The sequence below is a fragment of the Yersinia enterocolitica genome, from assembly GCA_002082245.2.
GTDB lineage: Bacteria > Pseudomonadota > Gammaproteobacteria > Enterobacterales > Enterobacteriaceae > Yersinia > Yersinia enterocolitica_E.
In genome coordinates this window covers 3,637,797-3,662,748 of record NBTC02000002.1, presented here as the reverse complement: position 1 = coordinate 3,662,748, position 24,952 = coordinate 3,637,797, and the positions used below count along the sequence as shown (strand labels likewise).

The window sequence follows — 24,952 nt, the reverse complement described above, 5'->3', positions numbered from 1 at the left end:
GTGGCTCGATATAGCATGACCTTGTAAATCATGACTGATGACATCCTTTGACCGGAATTGCTCAATGTTCAATACACCTGATATTCTGGTAAACCCAGTCGTTCTGTGAGCCATAGCACAACTATTAGCAATAGAGTATTGTGGCATAAATTTATGCATTCAGGGAGCTTTGCCGATGACCTTAGACTGGTGGTTAACCTATCTACTGACCACATTGATCCTCAGCCTGTCCCCTGGTTCTGGGGCCATTAACACCATGAGCACCGCCATCAGCCACGGTACGCGCGGGGTTGTGGCCTCAATTTGCGGGCTGCAATTGGGATTAGCCGTGCACATTGTATTAGTTGGCGTGGGGTTGGGTGCACTGATTTCACAATCCTTGCTGGCATTTGAAATACTAAAATGGCTTGGTGCGGCTTACTTAATCTGGCTTGGGATTCAGCAATGGCGCGCTGCCGGTGCGCTGGATCTGCATGCGCTAGCCAACAGTATGCCGCGGCGAAAACTGTTTAAACGCGCGGTGTTTGTTAACCTTACCAACCCAAAAAGCATCGTTTTTCTAGCGGCATTATTCCCACAATTTGTGCTGCCACACCAACCGCAAGTGGCGCAATATCTGATTCTCGGCACCACCAGCGTGGTGGTTGATATTATTGTGATGATTGGTTACGCCACCCTCGCTACCCGAATTGCTGGCTGGATTAAATCACCACAACAAATGAAATTACTGAACCGGATATTTGGTGGCTTATTTATGCTGGTAGGCGCGTTATTGGCAACCGCCAGAAAAGTGTAATGCTAATTCAAACAAATGATTACCCAACCGGCATCATCTGCCAGTTGGGGCATTAATTAGCGCGATAAGATCAAATGGATACCAAAACCGGCAAACAGTACCCCCGCCAGTCCATCAATCCATTTTGATAAACGCTGATAGCCACGGCGCATCACCGGCAAGGCAAATACGCAGGCGACAATAGTGAACCAAACGAAGGTTTCACCAACAATCAGCACAAACAAGCCCCAGCGCGCACCCGCACTGACGTCATCGCCAACAAATAGTGAGAACACACTGCCGAAATAGATAACGGCTTTCGGGTTCGACAGATTAGTCAGGAAGCCGCGCAGGAAGGTCCGACCACGGGCGGGTAATGCAACTTGAACCACCCCCTCGCTACCATGACGTTTGGCTCGGGCAGATTTCAGCAGTTGCCACCCCATCCAGCACAGATATAGCCCACCACCGACCATAATAATCTGATGTAACCACGCCATTTTCTGCAAGATAAGGTTCAACCCCATCAGCGCCACACCAGCCCAGATAACAATTCCCAGCGAGATCCCGACCACCCCCATCATCGCCTCACGGCGCGAACGGCTGGCTGCAGTTTGCGAGACAAAAAAGAAATCCGGCCCTGGGCTCATTAATGCAACCAGATGGACCAGCGCAACGGTAAGGAATAGCATCAACATGATAGATTCTCATATACCCTGCGAACCGAAAATCGCAGCGGCGTTAGCGAAAGGCGACCGGTTAGTCGTCGTTGTTGTCTACATGGTCGCGGATCATCGCCATAAACGGCGCGCCAAAACGCTCCAGTTTGCGTTGCCCAACACCATTGACGCTCAACAGCTCGCTGGCAGTAATCGGCATCTGTTCCGCCATCTCCAGCAAGGTAGCATCGTTAAACACCACATAAGGCGGAATATTGCCTTCGTCAGCGATAGATTTACGCAACTTGCGCAATTTGGCGAACAACTTGCGATCATAATTGCCGCCATAAGATTTTTGATTAGCGCTACTGCGCACTTTCAGGCTCTGAATACGCGGCACTGCCAATTGTAACGGCAATTCAGCACGCAGAATCGGGCGAGCGGCCTCAGTCAGTTGTAACGCTGAAAACATTGCGATATTTTGGCTCAGCAACCCGAGATGGATAAGCTGGCGCAATATACTGACCCAGTGTTCGTGGCTTTGTTCGCGGCCAATCCCATACACTGATAACTTGTCATGACCCATTTCACGGATACGCTGGTTATTCGCCCCGCGCAGCACCTCGACAATATACCCCAGACCAAACCGCTGTCCGACACGATAAACACACGAGAGGGCTTTTTGTGCATCAGCCAGCCCATCGTAGCGCTTCGGCGGATCGAGGCAAATATCACAGTTACCACACGACTGCTGTTTACCCTCACCAAAATAGTTGAGCAGCACCAGACGACGACAAGTCTGCGCCTCCGCAAAAGCGCCCATAGCATTTAATTTATGCCGTTCAATATCTTGCTGTGCCCCTGCTGGTTTCTCTTCCAGACAGCGACGCAACCACGCCATATCCGCCGGATCGTACAGCAACATGGCTTCAGCAGGCAGGCCATCACGCCCGGCACGGCCGGTTTCCTGATAATAAGACTCGATAGTGCGCGGGATATCAAAATGCACCACAAAGCGGACGTTGGGTTTGTTAATCCCCATACCAAAGGCCACGGTCGCGACCACCACTTGCAGATCATCGCGCTGGAATGCTTCCTGCACCTGTCCCCGACGCTCGTTATCCAGCCCGGCATGGTAGGCCGCCACACTTAAGCCACGGCTCTGCAAACGGGCGGTGGTGTCTTCCACTTTTGCCCGGCTGTTACAATAGATAATGCCACTTTTGCCGCGTTGGTCTTGCACAAAACGCCATAATTGATCGAGCGGTTTGAACTTCTCTACCAAGGTGTAACGGATATTGGGGCGGTCAAAACTGCTGACTTGAATCAGTGGCTGATCCAGATTAAGCAGACGAACAATATCCCCCCGCGTCGCGTCATCCGCCGTGGCAGTGAGCGCAATAACCGGTAAATCAGGGAAACGTTGCTTTAACTGGCCTAGAGCACGATATTCCGGGCGGAAATCATGACCCCATTGAGAAATACAGTGCGCCTCATCCACCGCCAATAAAGCTGGCCGCCACTGATACAATTGATCGAGGAAACTCTCCATGACCAAGCGTTCTGGAGCAATATACAGCAGCTTAATCTGACCGCTACGGCAACCGTCCATCACGGCTAACTGTTGTTCACGCGTTTGCGACGAGTTTAAGCACCCCGCACCAACGCCGTAGGCCAGCAGTTGGTCGACCTGATCCTTCATGAGCGAGATCAACGGAGAGACTACCAGCGTCAACCCATCCGTCACCAGTGCCGGAATCTGATAACACAAGGACTTACCACCACCGGTAGGCATCACTACCAGACAGTCTTGCCCTGATAGGGTGGCGTTGATAATTTCCTGTTGTCCGGGCCGGAATTGCTGATAGCCGAAAGTATCTCGCAATACCTGCACTGCCAGTAATTCCCTATTTATCACTGCTGCGGTCGACACACTCTTCCCCAACTATAAGATCTGCACAGGCCGGTTAACCGGCCTGTGTCTGAAACTTTTCTAACGCCGGATGACGTTAAAGGACATCGTTTAACATGATACCCACACCCACCCGTGTTTGCCTAAAGTTATAGTCAATCATTGACTCACCATAGCCACTGAACACTTGGGTATAGAAACGAACATGCTTGGTGATAGGATAGCTCCAGCCCATTTCTGCGCCGCCGTAACCGGTATTCCAGTTATAATGGCCATCCACGCTGAATACACTGTCACCCAAGGCATAACCGACTTTCAGACGATAATAACCCATGTATTTATTGATATCCGGGTTGTCATCTTTCTCGTCGCTTTCTGGCAGACGATACCAAGGCTTCAAGTCAATTTCTAAATTGCCACGCTGTGCCATCACACGGGTGTATACACGATCCCAGCTACGTGAGGTTGGATCCGCTTTACCGTTAGACTGGTGGTTATAACCAAACTCTACTTCACGGAAAGTCCAGCCCGCCAACTCGTAATCAGTTGCCCATGCCAGGAACAGTTGCGGTTCATAGTTTGTTTCGCGGAATGGCGAGGACTCATCACTATTGGATGCCTGCCACCAAGAACGTTGCGTATAAGAAGCACCCAGTAATGAGTTATCACCGGCAATACCACGCCAAATAGGGAAACCTAAACTCAGTTGGAATTTAACTTCATCCCTCTTGGCATTTTCAGCCCAATCATAAGAGCTGATAGCATCTTTATTGATATTACTGGTATAGGTATATAACAGATAGTTTGTTTCATATGGATAAAGCAGAAACGGATTATCGTGATCCTGCAACATTGCCGCAATAATACTACCACGCACCTCAGGTGCATCATGAATCTTCTCAACCGTTGCAGCTTCTGCCTGTGCCAACGTTGGCACCAGTAACAGCGCTATCAGTATCCGCCAAAATCTTCCCATTATTCCCCCATCACCTTACGGATTATTTCTATTTGTAATGAAAACAGCTCATTCTACACACAAATGTTATCTGATATTAGTGTTGTTTATATTTATGGCTTAACGGCTGGAAAACAACAAAACAGAAGCATAAAATAAACAATTCGTTAACTTACACTATGATTGCTTATCGGCAACCAAGAAGAGAATAGGGAAAAATGCCAGTAACAACTTTAACGTTAGAGGATGCTCGCCGCATGATTGGCGAAGTATTTGTGTATCACATGCCATTTAACCGTGAGCTTGGTCTGCGATTAACCCGTTTCGAGCAAGATTACGCCGAGATTGCTTTCGATAATAATGACAAGTTAGTTGGCAATATTGCACAACGAATTTTGCATGGTGGCGTTATTGCCGCAGTGCTGGATGTTGCTGCCGGACTGGTGTGCGTTGGGAATAGCCTGGTACGCCATGAACCGCTCATTAAAGAACAATTGCAAATGAAGCTGGCTAAAATGGGCACTATCGATCTGCGTGTTGACTATCTACGCCCCGGCCGAGGCGAGCATTTTATTGCCAGCAGCAGTATTTTACGCAGTGGCAATAAAGTGTCGGTTGCCCGGGTTGAGCTGCATAATGAAAGCCAAATGCATATCGCTAGCGCAACGGCAACTTATCTGGTTGGCTGATTTGCCCGTCAGCGGTGATGATTCGTAACGCGAAGTTAAGTACACTCACCGCATCTCCTTTCTTGTCCCGAGCTACACCATGGATAAACAACGAACCCGTCAGGGCATTTTATTTGCTCTGGCAGCCTATTTTATTTGGGGTATTGCCCCAGCTTATTTCAAGCTCATCCAGCAGGTGCCGGCTGATGAAATTTTGACTCATCGGATTATCTGGTCATTTTTCTTTATGTTGATTCTGCTAACTGTTAGCCGCAATTGGCCACAGGTACGCAGTGCCTGTAGAAACGGCAAACGCCTGTTATTGCTAGCAGTTACTGCTGTGTTGATTGCCAGTAACTGGCTGTTGTTTATCTGGGCGGTAAACCACAATCATATGCTGGAAGCCAGTTTGGGCTATTTCATTAACCCGCTAGTAAATGTGTTATTCGGCATGTTGTTTCTGGGTGAGCGCTTTCGTCGCATGCAGTGGGTTGCGGTGGCATTAGCGTTCGGCGGGGTATTGATTCAATTATGGCAGTTTGGCTCGCTACCGATAATCGCCCTGGGACTCGCGATAAGCTTTGCTTTATACGGTCTGATTCGTAAAAAACTCGGGATAGATGCCCAAACCGGCATGCTGGTGGAAACTATGTGGCTATTGCCGATAGCAGCGGTGTATCTGTTCTTTATTGCCGATAGCCCAACCAGCCACATGAGCACCAATGCGTGGTCGCTTAACCTGTTATTGGCAGCAGCCGGGGTGATTACCACTATCCCGCTACTGTTCTTCACCGCCGCCGCCACTCGCTTAAAACTATCGACATTGGGCTTTTTCCAATACCTCGGGCCAACGTTGATGTTTATTCTGGCGGTAACCTTCTACGGCGAAACCATTGGCAACGATAAAATGGTGACTTTCGCCTTTATCTGGGCGGCACTGTTGCTGTTCACATTGGATGCGCTCTACACCCAACGTAAGCGCCGCGCCTAGATAGCAAGCCGACAAAAATGCCCGGTTACTCATCGAGTTATGATATTGGTAACCAAAGAACTTGAAGTTGCAGGTAGGCTGCCAGTGAACTCATCCCGATGAGCTTACACAGTCCAAGTGATTCGGGTGCGTGAACGCAGCTAACATCCCTGCAGCTTCAAGGGCGAAGGTTAGGTTAGGTTAGAGCCAGTTCTTGCGTTTGAAATACAAGTACGGTGCTAAACCCGCGATAATCATCAAACTGATCGCGCCCGGATAGCCAAATGACCAGCGCAATTCCGGCATAAACTCAAAGTTCATCCCGTAGCTGGATGCCACCAGTGTTGGCGGCAGGAACACCACCGATACCACCGAGAAGATCTTGATAATCCGGTTCTGCTCGATATTGATAAAGCCCATTGCTGCCTGCATCAGGAAGTTAACCTTCTGGAACAGGGATTCATTGTGTGGCAATAGGGATTCAATATCGCGCAATACCTCACGGGCTTGCTCCAGTTGACCACTCGGCAAGCGGGCTTTACGTACCAAGAAATTCAGTGCTCGCTGGGTATCCATCAGACACAAGCGCACTTTCCAGCCGATATCTTCCTGTTCCGCTAAGGTAGACAACGCGGCGTCATATTCATCACCTTGCTGCCCTTCCATAATGACGCGACTTAAGGCTTCCAAATCGCTATAAATGTTTTCGATTTCATCGGCTAGCTGCTCAATTTTGGTTTCGAACAGATCCAGCAACAGCTCATAGGCATTGCCATCAACCAGTGTTTGGTTACGCGCCCGCATCCGATATAAACGAAAAGCCGGTAACTCGCGCTCACGCAGGGTATACAGGCGACCATCACGGATGGTAAATGCCACGGTTGAGTTACCCGCATGGTCTTCAGCATCTTCATAATAGAAGAAGGAGTGGATATGTAGGCCATCCTCATCTTCAAAGAAGCGGGCGGAAGCCTCGATGTCGTCCAACTCTGGCCGGGTCGCCAGGCTTTGCCCTAACTCAGACTGGACGCGTTCGCGCTCCCCTTCTTCCGGTTCAACTAAGTCGACCCAAATTGATGAGGTCAGATCATCTGACTCATCTGATTCATCCAGCTCCAAACGGGATAAGCGATTGTTACTTAATTTAAATGCGCTCAGCATGTGCCAAAACTCCCTTGCGGTGATGGATAGGGATAACGCATTGAAGCACAGAAACAGCGAGGTATTGATAAATACTCTATGTTTCAGACCATAAGGAGATCTGACTCACAGCGACGGCTTAGCGGGGCCGCTGACAACCACGAAGGCTATCAGCAAATATGAGGATAGCCTTAGAAGTTGCACCATATGAACAGGTTATTGAGCCAGTATCTACTGGGTGTGTCCAAGGCGAATGTCCTCATCAAGAATAGTGCGCGCATGTTACGCCGAGAAGAAAAAGACTGTCAACCGGTTAAAAGTAGTTAATAGGTGAGCTTTATTTTTAGTTGTTACAGACACAACAGGCGATAACACATCTTGGCGGCAGCTATCTGGCATAAACTGGCTAAAAAGCAAAAAAAAACCGAAGCCAACATCGACTTCGGTTTTGTGTATCCTGCATCTTCATTTAGCCAAAAACCGGCAAAATTCACAAAACAGGCTTTCCCTTTGGTATTGGCAAAATATCAACGCTTTATATTTTTAAACTGTTTGGTGGTGTCCGTTAGTGCAATTTCAGTCGGCAGACGTTCCATCGAACTGGCACCATAAAAACCGTCACATTGCGGGCAGTTATCCATAATGTATTGGGCATCTTCTGGTGAGGAAATTGGCCCACCGTGACACAGCACAATGATATCTTCACGTACCGCTTTTGCCGCCGCAGCCCAGTCATTAATCAGAGGCACACAGTCCGCCAGTTTCAGTGCCGTGTCCGCACCGATGTTACCGCCAGTCGTCAGCCCCATATGTGGCACAATAATGTCAGCACCCGCTTGTGTCATGGCAACCGCATCGGCGGCACTGAAAACATATGGGGTGGTCAGTAAATCTTTTTCGTGAGCCAGGCGGATCATATCCACTTCCAAGCCATACCCCATGCCAGTCTCTTCCAGATTGGCACGGAAGTTACCGTCAATTAACCCAACGGTTGGGAAGTTCTGCACGCCAGAAAAACCCAATGCTTTCAATTGGTCCAAAAAGTGATCGAACTGACAGAATGGGTCAGTACCATTCACTCCCGCCAGCACTGGCGTATTTTTGACTACCGGCAGCACTTCTTTGGCCATATCGACCACGATTTCATTGGCATTCCCGTAGGCCAGCAAACCTGCCAGCGACCCACGCCCCGCCATACGATAGCGGCCTGAGTTATAGATAACGATAAGATCAATTCCACCAGCCTCTTCACATTTAGCTGACAGCCCTGTGCCCGCACCGCCACCGATAATCGGCTCACGGCGGGCAATCATTTCCCGAAATTTGGCTAAAATGGCCTGGCGTTGAAATTTTGGCATATATCTCTCCACGAATAAAATGGCCCTAATGGGATGGGCTCTTTGTTATTTCTTTAAAGTTTTCTACTGCGGCCTGGGCAAATTCTGGGTCATTGATGTTGAACGGATAGTGCACCAAGCGGCGTTTATCCGTTTGAATGACGGTCTCTTCCAGCGTATCAATAAAGGCTTTCAACGCTTTTTCATCCCAGAATGGCTGGCCCGGCGCATCCAATGCTGAGAATCCGCCGGCTGGAATTAAGAAGCGCACTTCACCCTGACAACGATTGAGCTTTTCACCAATCCAGCGTGCCATTTGAATATTCTCTTGCTCGGTGGTGCGCATCAGTGTCACTTGGGCGTTATGTTTATAGAACAAGCGATCGGCATATTTAGCCGGAATAGTTGCCGGGCTGCCGAAGTTGACCATATCCAATGCACCGCAAGAGCCGACATACGGGATGTTGCTGTGAGCAATAGCATCGAAGCGTTCCGGCCCACAGGCCAATACCCCGTCAAATAACAGGTCGCAGACCTCGGTGGTGGTCAGATCAAGTGCCCCCGCCAGCAAGCCACTTTCGGCCAGTTTTTCCATAGCTTTGCCGCCGCTACCTGTGGCGTGGAACACCAAACAGTCATATTCGTCTGATAATGCGGCACTGACGGCCTGAATACAGGGAGTTGTCACACCAAACATGGTCAAGCCCAGCGCCGGTTTATCATCAACCAGTAACTCTTCTTTGGCGAAATAGACTGCTCCGGCAATCTGGTGAGCGGCATTACTCAGTACACGACGAGAAATGCGGTTAAGCCCGGCAATATCGGTGACGGAATACATCATGGCGATATCACTGGCACCGATGTAACCTGAAACATCACCAGAAGCCATGGTAGATACCATCAGTTTAGGAATACCAATCGGTAAGCTTTGCATCGCCGGTGTAATCAGCGCGGTGCCGCCGGAACCTCCCAGACCTAATAACGCGGCCACATCATCACGGCTGGCAATAAAACGCTCAAAAGCGACGGCCATTGCACTTATCGCCCGCCCCCTATCACCACAGAACACCGCCTGACGCCCATCGGGGTGATGGCCCGCTACTGTCTCGGCAGAGATATCTGCGCCACTGGCTCGTTGGCCTTCTTTAGTCGATAAATCCACCGTGACCGTTGTTAGCCCGGTTGCTTTAATCAATTCACTGACATATGTCAGCTCTTCGCCTTTGGTATCTGTGGTAGTCGCGATAAAAATATGACGAGGCATCTGAACATCCTTCTATGAATGCGCGTGTAGCTCACTTCTTTTTATTGGAAGTTTATTTTCTACTTACAGCCGAACAACGAAGCGAGTTGGTTAAGATAGAATCATATTGAGACTAGAGTATCATTTTCGCAAAGGATACTACTGATTTTTGAGACTAGAGTCTCAAAATTAGTTTGCAGGTGAAATGCATTCATGGCGATTTGTGCGGTCGGTTTGTTATAGTGAGCGCAGATACTCGTTATTGACCATGGAGTGACCGTGCATAATCAGGATAAACAGGAGCGCGTCTCTCCATCACTGACCACCATCAAAGCCAGAACCCGACGGTTACTGATCGATACGGCGATGTCGATGTATGAACAAGGGACATTTCCGTCGATAACAGACGTAGCAAATGCAGCGCAACTCTCGCGCGCTACGGCTTATCGTTATTTCCCGACGCAAAGTGCGTTGGTTTCTGCCATGGTCGATGAAAGCCTTGGGCCGATATTGGCATGGCAGCCTACCCAACCAGATGCCCGGCAACGCATTGCAGAACTGCTCTCTTTTGCTTATCCACGCATGTTGCAACACGAAGGTGTACTTCGTGCCGCGCTGCATCTGTCATTGCAACAATGGGCGGCTGACCGCAGCAATCCTAACAGTGAAGAAAAGTTGGTGCGTGGTAACCGTAAGCGGTTATTGAAGCTGGCTGTCGAGCCGCTGGAAGGGAAGTTGTCACCGGAGGCCTTGCAACGGGTGATCTATGCTTTCTCGTTAATCTATGGCTCAGAAGTGTTTATGGTGCTGAAAGATATTTGGCATTTGGATGATGCGGGTATTCAGGATGTGACGCAGTGGATGGGGAAAGCGATTTTGTTGCAGGCTGAAACCGATGCCAAGCAAGCGCCTCAGGATGAGAGCCGCTAATGCCGCGGCTACATTAACTACCCAAAGTTATTGGCGTTGCAGCAAGACAGCAAATGAACGCATCCCGATGAGCTTACACAGTCAAGTGAGAGCCGCTAACACCCCTGCGGCGTCAAGACCGCAGGGTAAATTTATACGGCTTCTAATCGGGCGTAAGCCGCGACCAACCACTTAATCCCCTCTCCGGGGAAAGCAATTTGCAACCGGCTGTGTTCGCCGCTACCTTCCAGATTAACCACGGTACCTTCACCAAATTTAGGATGACGCACCCGCTGACCCAGTGAGAAACCACTGTCATTTTCATTCATCGGCGTCCCCATATTGCGGTGGTTAACCGGGCGAGAAACCGTTGCACGTAGCCGTACTTCTTCGACGCATTCCTGCGGCAGTTCGCCGATAAAGCGGGATGGCCGATGATTCACTTCTTTGCCGTACAGACGGCGGCTCTCAGCATAGCAAAGTGTCAGTTTCTGCATCGCGCGGGTGACCCCGACATAGGCCAGTCGGCGCTCTTCTTCCAAGCGGCCACCTTCATCCAGTGACATCTGGCTCGGGAACATCCCCTCTTCCATACCCACAATGAACACCTGTGGGAACTCTAAGCCTTTCGCGGAATGGAGAGTCATTAATTGCACTGCATCCTGATAAGCATCGGCCTGCCCCTCTCCCGCTTCCAGCGCTGCATGAGACAAAAATGCTTGTAGTGGCATCAGGTCCTGATCTTCATCCTGATAACTGTATTGGCGGGTCGCATTGACCAGCTCTTCAAGATTCTCAACGCGCGCCTGACCTTTTTCACCTTTTTCCTGTTCGTACATCGACCACAAACCGGAATCACGAATTACTCGGTCACTTTGGACATGCAACGGCATATCCGCCGTTTCATGAGCCAGGGAGTCGACCAGCTCAACAAACCGTTGCAGCGCAGAGGCTGCACGGCCTGCCAGCACTTTTTCCTGCAACATGGCACGGGTTGATTGCCACAGCGTTAGCTGACGGTCACGGGCGGTTTGGCGCACCACATCTAAGGTGCGATCGCCAATACCGCGAGTAGGTGTATTGACCACTCGCTCAAAAGCCGCATCATCATTGCGGTTGGAAATTAGCCGCAGATAAGCCAGTGCATCTTTAATCTCTTGACGTTCGAAGAAGCGCTGACCGCCATAAATACGGTACGGCATCGCGGTCTGCAATAGTGCTTCTTCCAAAACACGCGATTGGGCGTTGCTACGATACAAGATGGCACAATCATTCAGAGCACCACCGTTGTCCTGCCAGGCTTTGATGCGGTTAACCACAAAGCGCGCTTCATCCAGCTCGTTAAAGGCGCAATAGAGTGAGATCGGTTCGCCTTCGGCACCGTCCGTCCACAGGTTTTTCCCCATGCGGCCATCATTATTGGCAATCAGAGTATTTGCTGCCGTCAAAATATTGCTGGTAGAACGGTAATTCTGCTCCAACCGGATGGTTTCAGCGCCGGGGAAATCTTTCAAGAAGCGCTGGATATTTTCCACCTGCGCCCCACGCCAGCCATAGATTGATTGGTCATCGTCACCGACAATCATCACATTAGAACGGTCACCTGCCAGCAGACGGATCCAGGCGTATTGGATATTGTTGGTATCCTGAAACTCATCCACCAAAATGTTGGTGAAGCGTTCACGATAATGATTAAGAATATGGGGTTTGTTTAGCCACAATTCGTGTGCTCGCAGCAACAGCTCGGCAAAATCTACCAGACCGGCGCGGTCACAAGCTTCCTGATACGCCTGATAGATACGCAGCCAGGTGGCTTCAACCGGATTGCCATAGCTCTCAATATGCTGTGGCCGTAATCCTTCGTCTTTTTTGCCGTTGATGTACCACATCGCCTGACGCGGTGGCCATTGTTTATCATCTAAATTCAGTGCTTTAACCAAACGTTTTAATAACCGTAGCTGGTCGTCGCTGTCGAGAATCTGAAAATCCTGCGGCAAGTTAGCATCCATATGGTGAGCGCGCAGCAAGCGGTGCGCCAACCCATGGAAAGTCCCAATCCACATTCCGCCCTGACTGGTGCCAATCAAGTGTTCAATACGGTGGCGCATTTCGGCCGCCGCTTTATTGGTGAACGTCACTGCGATAATTGAGTACGGAGACGCATTTTCTACTGATAACAACCAGGCAATGCGATGAACCAGCACCCGGGTTTTGCCACTGCCTGCACCGGCCAGGACCAACAGGTTGCAGCGTGGCGCAGCCACGGCTTCGCGTTGTTTTTCATTCAGGCTGTCGAGCAGATCAGAAACGTCCATAGGCACCGTTTATCGGGTAAGGGAAAATAGCTAAATCGCCGAGTATGCGGGTATTTTGCCACCATTCCACTGTGAATTTATACAGATTTATTGCAGGGGATTATAGCAATGCTGTCAGGGAAGCCAACTGAGAAATCTCAATATGTGGCAATAAGCGGCTATCACTGGCCGTCATCAGGTTCTGTTGACGGTCATTAATCCAGCAAGCCTGCATACCGCAACGTAGCGCACCAGCGACATCGGTGGTCAAATCATCACCCACATGCAGAATCTGTTTGAGTGGGATATCCAGATGGTTTGCCGCTTTATGGTACATATCGCGGAAAGGCTTGGCACGGCCATGGGGGCCGGAGCGCAGCACAAACTGGAAGTATCGATCCAGACCACAGGCTTTAGGGTCGGCATTACCATTGGTGATAGCCACCAGCGGATAATGCTCCGCCAGCGCGCTCAAAGTGTCATGGGTGGCCGCTGGCACATAAATACGGCTACGCCATAGGGCAAAGTTCTCCATGGCTGCATCAGCGCCACATTGCGCCTCAGACTTACTTAAGCCATGACGTATCAAGCCCAGTTCAATCGCATGCCAACGCCACTGGGTAACATCGTGATAGATGCCCGGGTCCTGCGCCAGCAATTCAGCGCGAAAACGGTGAAAATCAGCAGCCTGTAACTGCGCCAGATTGGGATGATACTGCTGTAAGAATGCCACCGACTCTTGTTCAGTGCGGGTAATCACTGGCCGATTATCATACAGGGTGTCATCCAAATCGAAGCTAATGGCGGAAATACTCTCGAGTGGGCGATAAAAATGCATCAGGATTTGCCTCGTTTGGCGCGTGGATGAGCAGCATCATACACTGTCGCCAGATGTTGAAAGTCGAGATGAGTATAAATTTGTGTGGTCGTCAGATTGGCGTGGCCCAGTAGCTCCTGCACCGCACGCAAATCACCACTGGATTCCAACATGTGAGTGGCGAAAGAGTGGCGCAATTTGTGTGGGTGAATATGGCTGCTGACACCTTGCTTTACACCCCATTCGGCAAAGCGTTTTTGCACATTGCGCGCTGAAATTCGCTTACCGGTATTGGCTAAAAAGATAGCATCGTCACCAGGTTCAAATAACTCGCGCAGTTCCAGCCAATGCTCTAACCAGGTCACTGCGGTCCTGCCAATCGGCACTTTACGCTCTTTACTGCCTTTCCCCATCACCCAGACTTCACCGCTGGCTAAATCTACGTGTTTGCAGTTCATGCCAACCAGTTCGGATAGACGCAAACCCGCGCCATACATCACTTCCAGCATCGCCCGATCACGGACTGCCAAGGGATCATTGAGGTCGATATCCAACAGTTTATCGACCTCATCGACATCAATATTTTTTGGCAGATGGCGGCCTGAACGTGGTGTACTCACCCCTTTTGCGGGGTTGGCCTGCAATACGCCCTGACTCACCAGCCAATCAAGAAAGCTGCGCAAAGCTGAGAGGCGCAGCGCAAGGCTTGAGGAATGTAAACCGGCACGTTTACTGCGAGAAACCAGTGACCGCACCTGAGCCGCGTCAAGCTGCTGCCAGTGCACCAGGCCCATTTGCTCGCCCATTTCCATCAGTGCCTGTAGCTGGCGTCGATAACTGGTAATAGTCAATGGACTGAGCTGACGCTCAACTTTGAGATAACGCAAGAAAGCCTCTACCTGCTGGGCAAGTGAGGCACTGAATTCGGTCATACCGGCTCTATCCAACGCTCCAGCAGGCTCGGCAATAACGTTGATAACTGATTCAGCATCACGGTACCCATGCCCTGCTGATAATGTTGCGTATCACGGCTGCTGAAGATAATGACACCTAGATCGCCATCTTTGCCCAGTAACGAGAGTGCGACCGACCCTACCTGCTTGGCCTGAGGCAATAACAACAGCAGTTCCGGCCCGTTCAAACCGCCCAGATAATGGTTATCGCTCCCCAAACGCTGAATGCGTAGTGGCTCGAAGGCGTGACGGGCAAGTGCCAAATGGGTGAAATCAGACGGCGCACCAATATGCCAGCGGTCACTGAATAAGCGCACATTAGCACCTGCCAAGCCGAAGTCGCGTGCCCAGCGCTGCAAGCGATTAAGCATATCTTGCAAGCTGCTGGCCGCAGCCAAATTGCTTTGTAGTTGCAGCAAGCGATTAAACAACACTTCATTCAAGCCCGCCTGCTCCATTAGCAAGGTGATCTCTTCTTCCAACTGACCAATCTGATTACGTTGTCGCCCTAGCTGCCACTCCACCAGCGAGACACTGCCGCGAACAGGATGAGGAATATGCATCTGTTCGACCAGACGGGCATTGCGGATAAAAAAGTCAGGGTTTTGCAATAAGTACTGCATGACAGCATCGTCGTCCAACTCGATGCCAGCTAACGCCTGCTCCTCATAACTTTTCATTTAACACCCGTTCCTATAGCCAACGTAATTGGAATTGCAGGTAGGCAGCCAGCAAGCGAATCCCGATGAACTTACTTAAGTAAGTGATTCGGGTGAGTGCGCGCAGCGAACAACCCTGCAGTTTCAAGTACGCAGGATATTATAAATGAATGAAGCCATCATATACATGTGTTGCCGGCCCGGTCATATACAGTGGGTGGCCCGGCCCTTTCCAACTGATATGCAAACTGCCGCCTGGCAGTTCAACATGAACCTCTTCAGCCAACAACTCTTGCTGGATCCCCACCGCCACTGCTGCACAAGCACCGCTACCACAGGCTTGCGTTTCGCCAGCACTACGCTCATACACCCGTAAGCGAATATGCTCGCGGCTAACCACCTGCATAAAACCAATATTAGCCCGTTCGGGGAAGCGTTCATGGCTTTCCAATACTGGACCCAGCAAGGCAACATTAGCAACCGAAACATCATCAACCTGCATCACACAGTGAGGATTGCCCATTGATACCACGCCGCACAACACCGTATGTTCCGCCGCGCGTAAAATGTAGGTTTTCTCTGCTTTAGTTGCTCTGAAAGGCACCGTTTGCGGGTCAAAATTGGGCTCGCCCATATTGACACAAACCAGCTCGTCTTCAGTAACACTCAATATCATGCGGCCAGTTTGGGTACTCACACTGATATCACGTTTATTGGTCAACCCTTTCAACCGAACAAACCGAGCAAAACAACGTGCACCATTGCCACACTGAGAAACTTCGCTGCCATCGGCATTAAAAATACGGTAGTGAAAATCCAGCTCAGGATCATAAGGCGGTTCAACCACCAGCATCTGATCAAAGCCCACGCCAGTGTGCCGGTCTGCTAATCGACGAATTAACTCCGGCGAAAAGTAAACATTTTGGGTAACTGCATCGACAACCATAAAGTCGTTGCCAAGACCGTGCATTTTGGAGAACTGCATTTCATACTCCGCTGACTTTCATTTACCGGCTAAATTTGGCACGGGCAAATTAAATACTGACTCAATCTGGCTGCGATAAAAATAATTACTGCGGCCCGGCAATAGATTTTGTCTGGTTGGTACCTGACAGGTCCTGCTGGTTTCGCTCTACCTGACCACTATCCGGTTGCGCGGTTTCTACTTTTGGTTTGTCAGCGGGTGGAAAATATAACGGGCCTTTCAAGCCACAACCCGCCAGTGCGAATACCATCATCGCCGCCAGCGGCCAACATAATTCTTTTTTCATTTTTAACGCCTGTAAATTGTTTTAGCACCTATTATACCCAAAGAATCTGGCGTTGCAGGTTGGCCGCAAACGAATCCCAATGCACTTACATCGGTAATTGATTCGGGTGAGTGCACACTGCTAACCCCTGCGGCTTCAAGTATGAAGGGTATAATCGCATTAATACTTGTGATTCATGCGTCCATGCTCTCTATAATCGCAGGTGGATCATGAAAAGCAATAGGAATTGAATATGAACGATAGCGAGTTTCATCAGTTAGCCGATCAATTGATGCTTTACATTGAAGAGACACTGGATGGTTTTAGCGGCGATAGTGATGTCGATTATGAAACTAATGGCGGAGTGATGACCCTGACATTCGAAAATGGCAGTAAGATTGTTATCAACCGCCAAGAGCCACTGCATCAGGTATGGTTGGCGACTAAAGCGGGTGGTTACCATTTCAATTATCGTGAAGGCCACTGGTATTGCTCACGCAGCGGCGAAGAATTCTTCGCCAAATTATCGCAAGCGGCTAGTGCGCAGGCGGGTGAAGAGGTGAGTTTTATCTAGGCGCATGCGGCTTCAAGGACACAGGTCATTCCCCAAAGTCATTGGAGTTGCAGGTAGGCAGCCAGCAAACGCATCCCGATGAGCTGACTCAAGTCAGTGCTTCGGGGGACAAATCTGTCGGGAGCAGATTTGAACGCTGCTTGCAGCGGCCTCAACGAGGCGAGGACCACGGATGGGCCGAGTAACTAGCGCAGCTAACACCCCTGCGGCTTCAAGGACACAGGGGAAATTAATGTAACTGCAACTGCTGCGCAGGCTGGCTTGGCTCTTTGTCGACGATATATAGATGGGATAACGTGTTGCTGCGAAAAGGGATCACTTGGGTACGGCCATCTAATTGCACAATTTGGTAGAACTGCGGCAGGTTGAAGTTAATAAAGCTGGAGCCGTAGGTAAAACGGTCGTGAGACGATGAATAAAAACGGCTGACATCTCGCACCAACTCCTCTTTACTGCCCTCACAGTGGTGATAAACCTCAACGCGGTTTGATTCATCCAAAATATAAATGTTAAAGCCTTTTTCATCTGCGGTGCCTTCGAAGAAGAACTGAATGATCCCTTCGCTGGCAAAACCGTCCACCACTGGCGGCAGATGAATTTGATCGGTTTCTACCTGAATCGATAACCCATGCAGTTTGTTATTAGAAATCGCACCGTAAAATTCGACCGCATTTTCCAATTTTTGAACGGAAACACTCAGGCGTTCAAAGAACAAACCCCAGGTCTGGCCGGAAACTCGTACCGCTTTAAAACGGCCCGGTTCCTGACGGGTACTGGATAAGCGCAACTCAATACACTCGGAAACCAACTGCTGAATGCGGGTACGAATCAAACCACGCAAATGCTGGCTGTAACAGAACACATCCACTGACTCCGGCGGAGCCGCATCCTGATGCATTTTGCCTAAAATGGTTTTCAATGCTTCCAACACTGCCTGCTCACCACTGAAATGCAAGGTTCGAACTTCATTCCAGGAGTTGCGATACAGCAAATCGATACTGCCCACTAGACACTGCTGCTGCTCGCCAAAACTGAATACATCCAGTTTACGGAAATCAAAATGCACCACCTGATTGCGGAAAGCCGCTGTCGGGTCATGCTCTAAATTGACGATAATCGCCAAATGGCGAATCTCACACGGGCTATAGAGTGCTTTAGGTGTCGGTGCAGGCAAGCGCAACGGGAAGTGGTGAGAGATATCCGTCACCAATTCTTGCAATTTCACCGTATCGCACAGATTGGCGCTTTTAATATGTAGCCGTGTCTTGCTGGTCAACAGGCCGTTGAAATAGGCCCAGGACACCAGTTTGTTCAGGTAACGGTTATATTCCAGCGGCTGGTGACTCACAATCGCATCCATAGAGGGCGCTTGATTATATAAGTACCAACCCGCGCGGTTAGCACGACCTGCCGGAACATGAATGAAAGTCAGATGTTCTTCCGATAAATCCGGTGAAATTTGCGGGTTAACCAGCGTCACTTTGCCAGGTAAAGCTTCAAATGCCGCGTACAGTTTACGGGTCAAAACGCCGATATCCTGCGGACTGGCACTGACACTCAGATTGTTGCGCCGCGCGAAACGGATCAAATTGCGATAACTCTGCATCATCGCATCCAACAGCTCGTTATGCGCTTCACGTACCCGCTCAATCTTCCAGTTAGCACGGTTATCCAGCACCGCCAAACTCTCGTCACTCCAACCCCATTCACTGACCAGTTGGCTGAGGATTTCACGCCGCCAGCCGACACTCGCCGGGCTACGGGACAGTTTTTCGCACACTTTCAGATAGAAACAACGCCGCACCAAATTCAGACGGGTAGTGTCATTGATTTGGGTCAGATAGCGAGTGACGCGATCAAGCATCATGCAATAAGCATCAAGACCGAAGGCCACAATTTCACCGGCATGCAGGCGCTGTTTGATCTCCATCGCCAGCAATTGAGAATTGGGGTATTCCCACGAATACGCTTCCAGCAATAAGGTTTTTAGCACCGCCTTATAGGGCGAATCGATACTTTTATACAATTGCCACAAACTGGCACCGAAATACTCTTCGGCTGACAGGGTGCTCAAACCGCCCAAATCCAGCCACTCATTCGGTGTTAATACGCCCTGCGCATAGAGCGACAGTACGTAATCGTCATAATTATTTTCTTCTTCAACCGGAACCATATTCCACAGAATACGTTTCCCTGCCAGACGAACCGCGCTGCGGTAAAACTCATCCAGCAATAATATGTGTTGGGTTGAACCGCAATCTTCGCCCCCCAAGCTGCCACTGGCATTATGGCGGAAACGGTTTTCATCTATCAGGAAGAAGCTGACTTCAACACCCATTGATGCAGCCCATTTTTCCAGCAAACTGCATTTTTGTTGCAAGCGGTTACGCTCTTCAGAATCGAGCCAGGCCTGATGGCACACCCAAACATCAAGATCTGAAGTATGGCATTGCCCAATAGAGGAAGTGCTACCCATAGAATAGACGCCGGTAATCGGCAGTTCGCCGCCGACACTCTGTTGCAAAGGTTCGCCCCACTTGGCTTCAACCTCAGACAGATAATCCTGTTGCGTTTCATTGGACGTAAAAAGGCAGACGCCATGGGGAACGTTACCATCAAGGTAACCCGGCATCAGTGGATGATGATGATGTAGTAGGGTCGGTAGCAGACTGTAGACCTTTTGGAAGGCTGGCCCCATAGCCGCCAAGGCGCGATCGACTCGTAATTGGTTGATCGCATCCAGTCGCTGTTTCAGTGTCTCGATGTAGAGGTACAAGACGTCTCGCCTGGTTATTCCGGTGCTTAGAATTGTTCCGGTGCTTAGAAAAAAACCCGCGTCCCAGATTCGTTTATTACTTTTTTTGACTTTCAGCGAAAAATGTACTTTTTGTTGTACTGACCAAAAAACATTTTGTTTGAAGACATTTTGTTTGAATAACAATTAACGAATTATTGCTGGAAACGTGATCAATCTAACACCTTGCCGATTGACCGTAAAGCTATCCCTACAATTGTAATGTCTATCTATCCCTTTCTTAGCTGACATTCACAGGTAGCTTGGCTGATAACGACGCCGTGGTATTAAGGAAGAAGTTATCCCGCCATGTATTTGTTACAATAGCTGCTTTCTTGTGCTCTTATCCGTCGTCTTTATGTGGCTATCGCACTGACAGCATTCACTGGTCAATGATAGGATGGGCCGCAAAATATAAAACGGTAACAAGCAATGTTAGACAAAATTATTCGAATTGCCACGCGACAAAGCCCGCTCGCCTTATGGCAAGCACATTATGTTCAACATTTACTGCAAGCCAATCACCCCGGCTTGCAGGTTGAGTTGGTCCCAATGGTTACCCGTGGGGACATCATTCTGGATACCCCACTGGCAAAAGTCGGTGGTAAAGGCTTGTTCGTCAAAGAGTTAGAGCTGGCCCTACTGGAAGACCGTGCGGATATCGCCGTCCACTCCATGAAAGATGTGCCTATCGCCTTCCCTGAGGGCTTGGGTCTGGTCACCATTTGTGAACGCGATGATCCGCGTGATGCTTTTGTATCGCCACATTTTGCTCATCTCGATGATTTACCTGCGGGCAGCATCGTCGGCACCTCCAGCTTGCGTCGCCAGTGCCAATTGCGCGAGCGTCGCCCGGACCTGATTATCCGCGACCTGCGGGGTAATGTAGGCACTCGCCTTGCCAAGCTTGATAACGGCGATTACCACGCGATTATACTGGCGGTTGCGGGCCTCAATCGCCTGGGATTGGCATCGCGGATTCGCTACGCCATGCCCGCCGAGGAGTCGTTACCGGCTGTCGGTCAGGGTGCAGTCGGCATTGAATGCCGCCTGGATGACGATTTTACCCGCCAACTGCTGGCACCACTCAATCATCGTGCAACCGAGCTGCGAGTGTGTGCCGAGCGAGCCATGAACACCCGTCTCGAAGGAGGCTGTCAGGTGCCGATCGGCAGCTATGCTGAGTTAGAAGGCAACACGCTGTGGCTCCGTGGATTAGTCGGTGCGCCGGATGGTAGTGAGATCATTCGCGGTGAGCGCCGTGGCCCTGCTGAGAATGCAGAGCAAATGGGGATTGAGCTGGCCGATGAGTTACTATCACGTGGTGCGCGCGCAATATTGGCCGATGTTTATCAGGATAACCCCCCACTATGACCATTTTGGTAACCCGTCCATCTCCTGCTGGAGAGCAGTTAGTCAGTCGCCTGCGTGCGCTGGGCCGGGTTGCCTATCATGCGCCATTGATTGATTTCTCTCCGGGGATAGACCTGCCTAAACTACCGGCATTGCTCCAAGATATGCAAGCTGGCGATCTGGTATTTGCGTTATCACAGAATGCTATCCGCTACGCTAACCCACTGTTAAAAAGAAATAACCTGTTATGGCCAGCACAGTTATCTTATTATGCTATTGGCCGTACCACCGCATTGGCATTGCATACTGCCAGCCGTTTGCATGTCACCTTCCCCCCGATGGGGGAGACCAGCGAGATGCTGTTATCATTACCAGACCTGCAAACACTGTCCGGTAAAAAGGTGCTGTTACTGCGCGGTAACGGCGGGCGGGAACTGCTAGGCGAAAGCCTGGCACAGCGAGGAGCGGCAATTACCTACTGTGAATGTTATCAACGCAGCCCCATCTTTTATGATGGCAGTGAGCAAAGTGCGCATTGGCAACGTGCGGGGGTCAATATTCTGGTAGTGACTAGCGGCGAAATGTTACAACAGATCTATACTTTAGTTCCTGATTACTATCGTTCTTCGTGGCTGCTACGCTGCCGCCTGGTTGTAGTGAGTGAGCGTTTGGCTGCCCTGGCCGCCCAAATGGGCTGGCGTGATACCCGGGTGGCAGAAAATGCGGATAATGACGCGCTGATCCGCGCGCTACAAGACTTTCAATAAACCTGAAACCTGACTATGGGATGCCCAATATGACGGAACAAAATACCCCATCCGCACCAGTGGAAGAGACAACCACTGCGGTTGAGAGGCACCAACAGCCAGAACCTGAAGGCCGCCGGGAGAAACGAACCGGCCCAATTCTGGGTGCCATTGCTATTGCATTGGCTATCGCGCTGGGTGCCGGGCTTTATTATCACGGACAGCAGCAGGCTCAGTTACAAGATGTGGCGAATATCGCGCTACAAGAACAGTTGGCTGAACTAAAACAGAGCCAATTGCAGGAAAAACAGCAGCTTGAGTCATTACTACAACAGCAAGGCAAAGCGCTGGAAGCAGCAGATCGTCAGCAAACCTCGCTGATCCGCCAACTTAATGAATTACAGGAAAAAGTCGCTACTATTTCGGGTAGCGATGCCAAAACATGGCTACTGGCCCAGGCGGATTTTCTGGTGAAAATGGCGGGGCGCAAACTGTGGAGTGATCAGGATGTCGCCACCGCAGCGACTTTACTGAAAAGTGCCGATGCCAGTCTGGCTGACATGAATGACCCAAGTCTTATCGACGTACGCCGCGCACTCACCGAGGACATCAGTACCCTTTCGGCGGTAAGCCAGGTGGATTTTGACGGCATTATCCTCAAACTGAATCAGCTGTCGAATCAGGTGGATAATCTACGTTTGGCTGATAATAATACCGATGATTCGCCGATGGATGCCGATAGCGATGAGCTGTCCAGTTCATTAGCCGAATGGCGTCAGAATCTGACCAAAAGCTGGCACAGTTTTATGTCTGATTTTATTACTATCCGCCGCCGTGATAGTAGCGCAGAGCCACTGCTGGCACCGAATCAGGATGTTTATTTACGCGAGAATATTCGCTCCCGCTTGCTGGTCGCGGCTCAGGCAGTCCCTCGCCATCAAGACGAAGTGTACAAACAGTCACTGGAGACTATCTCCACTTGGGTTCGCGCTTATTTCGATGTGAATGACCCGAGCACCAAAGCTTTTCTGGATGAGTTAGAGAGCCTGAGTCAACAGTCAATCTCAATGGACGTACCTGATCAATTGAAGAGCCAGCCAATGCTGGAAAAATTGATGCAAACCCGGGTTCGTAACTTACTGGCACAACCGCCAGTTGCCGCTCAGGGGGAATAAGTATGCTGCGAGTTTTACTGTTATTCCTTATCCTGACCGCTGGCATCGTCCTCGGCCCCATGTTGGCTGGGCACCAAGGCTATGTATTGATTCAAACTGACAACTATAACGTTGAGACCAGCGTGACCGGTCTGGTGATTATATTGGTGCTGGTATTGGTCGCGTTCCTTATCATTGAATGGATACTGCGCCGTATTTTCCGCACCGGTGCCCGTACCCGTGGTTGGTTTATGGGCCGCAAACGCACCCGCGCTCGTAAGCAAACCAAAGCTGCATTGATCAAACTAGCCGAAGGGGATTTCAAGCAGGTTGAAAAGTTGCTCACTCGTAATGCCGATCATGCTGAACAACCGATGGTAAACTACCTGCTGGCTGCGGAAGCTGCCCAACAGCGTGGCGATGAATTCCGTACCAATCAATATCTGGAACGAGCAGCAGAAGTTGCTGATACAGATCAGTTGCCGGTAGATATCACCCGAGTGCGCATTCAACTGGCGCAAGGCCACGTTCATGCGGCCCGCCATGGGGTGGATCGTTTATTGGATCAAGCTCCACGTCACCCAGAAGTGCTGCGTCTGGCTGAACAGGCTTTCCTGCGTACCGGTGCTTACAGTTCATTGCTGGAAATTTTACCCGCGATGAGCAAAGTGCAGGTCCATACGCCAGAAGAAATCGCCGCATTGGAGCAGCAAGCTTATATTGGCATGATGAATCAATGTATGGCGGAAGAAGGCAGTGATGGTCTGAAACGCTGGTGGAAAGATCAAAGCCGTAAAGTCCGCAATGAGATCCCGCTGCAAGTCGCACTGGCAGAACATCTAATTGAGTGTGACGATCATGATGTCGCCCAGCAAATCATTCTGGATGGCCTGAAGCGTCAGTATGATGAGCGCTTAGTACTCCTGATCCCACGCTTAAAATCAGGTAACCCAGAGCCGCTGGAGAAAGCATTGCGCCAGCACATCAAGCAGCATGGCGCGACCCCGCTACTTAATAGCACCTTGGGCCAACTCATGCTAAAACACGGTGAATGGGAGAAGGCCCACGAAGCCTTTAAAGCAGCGCTTGAGCAGCGTCCAGACGGTTATGACTATGCATGGCTAGCTGATGCCCTGGATAAACTGCATCGCCCTGAAGATGCAGCGCAGGCGCGTCGTGAGGGGTTACTGTTGACCTTGCGGCAGAATGGTGAATCGCTCTGACCATTAGCAAAACAGCAATCTAAAGGCTCCTACGGGGCCTTTTTTCTGCTCCTGATTCGGGGGAAAAATCTGTCGGGAGTAGATTTGAACGCTGCTTGCAGCGGCCTCAACGAGGCGAGGCCCACGGATGGGCCGAGTAACTAGCGCAGCTAACAACCCCGCGGCTTCAAGTAGCAAAGAATACCCAAAGTAATTGGAGTTGCAGGTAGGCAGCCAGCAAACGCATCCCGATGAGCTTACTCAGGTAAGTGATTCGGGTAAGTATGCGCAGCTAACAACCCTGCAGCTTCAAGTACGAAGGGTATGCAAAAAAAAACGCTTGCCGGAAAGGCAAGCGTCTAAAATTTTCAGGTCTACAGACAACAATGTCGGCGCCTCACTCAACGTTATGCCCGGTATGTGATGAAGATATTCGACATCGTTTACATGGACAATAGGCACCCTAAAATCGGCTCTGCATCATCTCTGGGTTTATGAAGCTAATTTGGCTATAAACACCACGCTATCATAATAAGTGAGATGAGCATCTACAGGGTAGATATTGCACTTAGCGTGCCAACTCCATCT

At 50.2% G+C, this 24,952-nt stretch carries 24 protein-coding genes; 11 read left to right on the top strand and 13 right to left on the bottom strand.

What is annotated here, in order from left to right; genetic code table 11:
- The first annotated feature begins 175 nt into the window (after positions 1-175).
- The gene (locus A6J66_018250; GenBank protein PNM25937.1) at positions 176-796 is read left to right on the top strand and encodes a homoserine/homoserine lactone efflux protein; all 621 of its coding nucleotides are present in this window, start codon (positions 176-178) and stop codon (positions 794-796) included.
- A 56-nt stretch (positions 797-852) separates the two neighbouring features.
- Here the strand turns inward: A6J66_018250 and A6J66_018245 are convergent, their stop codons facing one another.
- The 3 genes from A6J66_018245 to A6J66_018235 all read right to left on the bottom strand — a co-directional run bounded on the left by A6J66_018245 (position 853) and on the right by A6J66_018235 (position 4,322).
- Complete coding sequence (locus tag A6J66_018245; GenBank protein PNM25936.1) at positions 853-1,473, bottom strand: threonine export protein RhtC; 621 nt, start codon at positions 1,471-1,473, stop codon at positions 853-855.
- 61 nt (positions 1,474-1,534) lie between these two features.
- Complete coding sequence (locus A6J66_018240; GenBank protein PNM25935.1) at positions 1,535-3,367, bottom strand: ATP-dependent DNA helicase RecQ; 1,833 nt, start codon at positions 3,365-3,367, stop codon at positions 1,535-1,537.
- Positions 3,368-3,443: 76 nt separating this feature from the next.
- Positions 3,444-4,322: a phospholipase A gene (locus A6J66_018235; GenBank protein PNM25934.1), complete on the bottom strand. Its 879-nt coding sequence runs from the start codon at positions 4,320-4,322 to the stop codon at positions 3,444-3,446.
- 197 nt (positions 4,323-4,519) lie between these two features.
- On the opposite strand from A6J66_018235, the gene A6J66_018230 reads away from it, so the two are divergent.
- Both A6J66_018230 and rarD read left to right on the top strand, forming a co-directional pair.
- Positions 4,520-4,990 (top strand): hypothetical protein, encoded by a 471-nt coding sequence (locus A6J66_018230; protein ID PNM25933.1) that lies wholly within the window; start codon positions 4,520-4,522, stop codon positions 4,988-4,990.
- Positions 4,991-5,069: 79 nt separating this feature from the next.
- Positions 5,070-5,960: an EamA family transporter RarD gene (gene rarD / locus A6J66_018225; GenBank protein ID PNM25932.1), complete on the top strand. Its 891-nt coding sequence runs from the start codon at positions 5,070-5,072 to the stop codon at positions 5,958-5,960.
- 180 nt (positions 5,961-6,140) lie between these two features.
- On the opposite strand, the gene A6J66_018220 is transcribed toward rarD, so the two are convergent.
- The 3 genes from A6J66_018220 to A6J66_018210 form a co-directional block, all read right to left on the bottom strand.
- The gene (locus A6J66_018220; protein ID PNM25931.1) at positions 6,141-7,100 is read right to left on the bottom strand and encodes a magnesium/nickel/cobalt transporter CorA; all 960 of its coding nucleotides are present in this window, start codon (positions 7,098-7,100) and stop codon (positions 6,141-6,143) included.
- 506 nt (positions 7,101-7,606) lie between these two features.
- Positions 7,607-8,437: a phosphoenolpyruvate hydrolase family protein gene (locus tag A6J66_018215; GenBank protein ID PNM25930.1), complete on the bottom strand. Its 831-nt coding sequence runs from the start codon at positions 8,435-8,437 to the stop codon at positions 7,607-7,609.
- 25 nt (positions 8,438-8,462) lie between these two features.
- On the bottom strand, positions 8,463-9,680 hold the full coding sequence (locus A6J66_018210) for a UPF0261 family protein (GenBank protein PNM25929.1): 1,218 nt from the start codon (positions 9,678-9,680) through the stop codon (positions 8,463-8,465).
- A gap of 258 nt (positions 9,681-9,938) precedes the next feature.
- Here A6J66_018210 and A6J66_018205 point away from each other — a divergent pair, with 258 nt between their 5' ends.
- On the top strand, positions 9,939-10,589 hold the full coding sequence (locus A6J66_018205; protein ID PNM25928.1) for a TetR family transcriptional regulator: 651 nt from the start codon (positions 9,939-9,941) through the stop codon (positions 10,587-10,589).
- Positions 10,555-10,764 (top strand): hypothetical protein, encoded by a 210-nt coding sequence (locus A6J66_018200; GenBank protein ID PNM25927.1) that lies wholly within the window; start codon positions 10,555-10,557, stop codon positions 10,762-10,764. Before A6J66_018205 ends, A6J66_018200 begins: the two co-directional genes overlap by 35 nt.
- Here A6J66_018200 and A6J66_018195 read toward each other — a convergent pair.
- From A6J66_018195 to A6J66_018170, 6 genes are all read right to left on the bottom strand, one after another.
- Positions 10,721-12,883: a DNA helicase II gene (locus A6J66_018195; protein PNM25926.1), complete on the bottom strand. Its 2,163-nt coding sequence runs from the start codon at positions 12,881-12,883 to the stop codon at positions 10,721-10,723. The two genes, A6J66_018200 and A6J66_018195, sit on opposite strands and share 44 nt — an antisense overlap.
- Positions 12,884-12,983: 100 nt before the next feature.
- Positions 12,984-13,700: a flavin mononucleotide phosphatase gene (locus tag A6J66_018190; protein ID PNM25925.1), complete on the bottom strand. Its 717-nt coding sequence runs from the start codon at positions 13,698-13,700 to the stop codon at positions 12,984-12,986.
- Positions 13,700-14,611: a tyrosine recombinase XerC gene (xerC, locus tag A6J66_018185; protein ID PNM25924.1), complete on the bottom strand. Its 912-nt coding sequence runs from the start codon at positions 14,609-14,611 to the stop codon at positions 13,700-13,702. Before xerC ends, A6J66_018190 begins: the two co-directional genes overlap by 1 nt.
- Positions 14,608-15,312 carry a DUF484 domain-containing protein gene (locus A6J66_018180; protein PNM25923.1) on the bottom strand — a complete coding sequence of 235 codons (705 nt, stop codon included), beginning with the start codon at positions 15,310-15,312 and terminating at the stop codon, positions 14,608-14,610. The genes xerC and A6J66_018180 overlap by 4 nt, the downstream gene beginning before the upstream one ends.
- A 139-nt stretch (positions 15,313-15,451) precedes the next feature.
- Positions 15,452-16,276: a diaminopimelate epimerase gene (locus tag A6J66_018175; GenBank protein ID PNM25922.1), complete on the bottom strand. Its 825-nt coding sequence runs from the start codon at positions 16,274-16,276 to the stop codon at positions 15,452-15,454.
- Positions 16,277-16,361: 85 nt separating this feature from the next.
- The gene (locus A6J66_018170; GenBank protein ID PNM25921.1) at positions 16,362-16,562 is read right to left on the bottom strand and encodes a hypothetical protein; all 201 of its coding nucleotides are present in this window, start codon (positions 16,560-16,562) and stop codon (positions 16,362-16,364) included.
- Between the two features lie 232 nt (positions 16,563-16,794).
- On the opposite strand from A6J66_018170, the gene A6J66_018165 reads away from it, so the two are divergent.
- Positions 16,795-17,115: an iron donor protein CyaY gene (locus tag A6J66_018165; GenBank protein ID PNM25920.1), complete on the top strand. Its 321-nt coding sequence runs from the start codon at positions 16,795-16,797 to the stop codon at positions 17,113-17,115.
- Between the two features lie 229 nt (positions 17,116-17,344).
- Here the strand turns inward: A6J66_018165 and A6J66_018160 are convergent, their stop codons facing one another.
- Entirely contained in the window at positions 17,345-19,891 is a 2,547-nt protein-coding gene (locus tag A6J66_018160) for a class I adenylate cyclase (GenBank protein ID PNM25919.1), read from the bottom strand.
- A gap of 450 nt (positions 19,892-20,341) precedes the next feature.
- Here A6J66_018160 and A6J66_018155 point away from each other — a divergent pair, with 450 nt between their 5' ends.
- The 5 genes from A6J66_018155 to A6J66_018135 all read left to right on the top strand — a co-directional run bounded on the left by A6J66_018155 (position 20,342) and on the right by A6J66_018135 (position 24,788).
- Complete coding sequence (locus A6J66_018155; protein PNM25918.1) at positions 20,342-21,283, top strand: hydroxymethylbilane synthase; 942 nt, start codon at positions 20,342-20,344, stop codon at positions 21,281-21,283.
- Positions 21,280-22,029 (top strand): uroporphyrinogen-III synthase, encoded by a 750-nt coding sequence (locus A6J66_018150; GenBank protein ID PNM25917.1) that lies wholly within the window; start codon positions 21,280-21,282, stop codon positions 22,027-22,029. Before A6J66_018155 ends, A6J66_018150 begins: the two co-directional genes overlap by 4 nt.
- Before the next feature lie 29 nt (positions 22,030-22,058).
- Positions 22,059-23,183: a uroporphyrinogen-III C-methyltransferase gene (locus A6J66_018145; GenBank protein ID PNM25916.1), complete on the top strand. Its 1,125-nt coding sequence runs from the start codon at positions 22,059-22,061 to the stop codon at positions 23,181-23,183.
- 2 nt (positions 23,184-23,185) lie between these two features.
- Complete coding sequence (locus tag A6J66_018140) at positions 23,186-24,385, top strand: protoheme IX biogenesis protein HemY (protein ID PNM25915.1); 1,200 nt, start codon at positions 23,186-23,188, stop codon at positions 24,383-24,385.
- 193 nt (positions 24,386-24,578) lie between these two features.
- Positions 24,579-24,788 carry a hypothetical protein gene (locus tag A6J66_018135; GenBank protein ID PNM25914.1) on the top strand — a complete coding sequence of 70 codons (210 nt, stop codon included), beginning with the start codon at positions 24,579-24,581 and terminating at the stop codon, positions 24,786-24,788.
- The last annotated feature ends 164 nt before the right edge of the window (positions 24,789-24,952 follow it).

Excerpts from the sequence above, each read along its gene's own strand:
- A6J66_018250 (PNM25937.1), top strand. The coding sequence starts at position 176 with ATGACCTTAGACTGGTGGTTAACCTATCTACTGACCACATTGATCCTC.
- A6J66_018245 (PNM25936.1), bottom strand. The coding sequence starts at position 1,473 with ATGTTGATGCTATTCCTTACCGTTGCGCTGGTCCATCTGGTTGCATTA.
- A6J66_018235 (PNM25934.1), bottom strand. The coding sequence starts at position 4,322 with ATGGGAAGATTTTGGCGGATACTGATAGCGCTGTTACTGGTGCCAACG.
- A6J66_018230 (PNM25933.1), top strand. The coding sequence starts at position 4,520 with ATGCCAGTAACAACTTTAACGTTAGAGGATGCTCGCCGCATGATTGGC.
- rarD (PNM25932.1), top strand. The coding sequence starts at position 5,070 with ATGGATAAACAACGAACCCGTCAGGGCATTTTATTTGCTCTGGCAGCC.
- A6J66_018220 (PNM25931.1), bottom strand. The coding sequence starts at position 7,100 with ATGCTGAGCGCATTTAAATTAAGTAACAATCGCTTATCCCGTTTGGAG.
- A6J66_018215 (PNM25930.1), bottom strand. The coding sequence starts at position 8,437 with ATGCCAAAATTTCAACGCCAGGCCATTTTAGCCAAATTTCGGGAAATG.
- A6J66_018210 (PNM25929.1), bottom strand. The coding sequence starts at position 9,680 with ATGCCTCGTCATATTTTTATCGCGACTACCACAGATACCAAAGGCGAA.
- A6J66_018200 (PNM25927.1), top strand. The coding sequence starts at position 10,555 with ATGCCAAGCAAGCGCCTCAGGATGAGAGCCGCTAATGCCGCGGCTACA.
- A6J66_018195 (PNM25926.1), bottom strand. The coding sequence starts at position 12,883 with ATGGACGTTTCTGATCTGCTCGACAGCCTGAATGAAAAACAACGCGAA.
- A6J66_018190 (PNM25925.1), bottom strand. The coding sequence starts at position 13,700 with ATGCATTTTTATCGCCCACTCGAGAGTATTTCCGCCATTAGCTTCGAT.
- xerC (PNM25924.1), bottom strand. The coding sequence starts at position 14,611 with ATGACCGAATTCAGTGCCTCACTTGCCCAGCAGGTAGAGGCTTTCTTG.
- A6J66_018180 (PNM25923.1), bottom strand. The coding sequence starts at position 15,312 with ATGAAAAGTTATGAGGAGCAGGCGTTAGCTGGCATCGAGTTGGACGAC.
- A6J66_018175 (PNM25922.1), bottom strand. The coding sequence starts at position 16,276 with ATGCAGTTCTCCAAAATGCACGGTCTTGGCAACGACTTTATGGTTGTC.
- A6J66_018170 (PNM25921.1), bottom strand. The coding sequence starts at position 16,562 with ATGAAAAAAGAATTATGTTGGCCGCTGGCGGCGATGATGGTATTCGCA.
- A6J66_018165 (PNM25920.1), top strand. The coding sequence starts at position 16,795 with ATGAACGATAGCGAGTTTCATCAGTTAGCCGATCAATTGATGCTTTAC.
- A6J66_018155 (PNM25918.1), top strand. The coding sequence starts at position 20,342 with ATGTTAGACAAAATTATTCGAATTGCCACGCGACAAAGCCCGCTCGCC.
- A6J66_018150 (PNM25917.1), top strand. The coding sequence starts at position 21,280 with ATGACCATTTTGGTAACCCGTCCATCTCCTGCTGGAGAGCAGTTAGTC.
- A6J66_018145 (PNM25916.1), top strand. The coding sequence starts at position 22,059 with ATGACGGAACAAAATACCCCATCCGCACCAGTGGAAGAGACAACCACT.
- A6J66_018140 (PNM25915.1), top strand. The coding sequence starts at position 23,186 with ATGCTGCGAGTTTTACTGTTATTCCTTATCCTGACCGCTGGCATCGTC.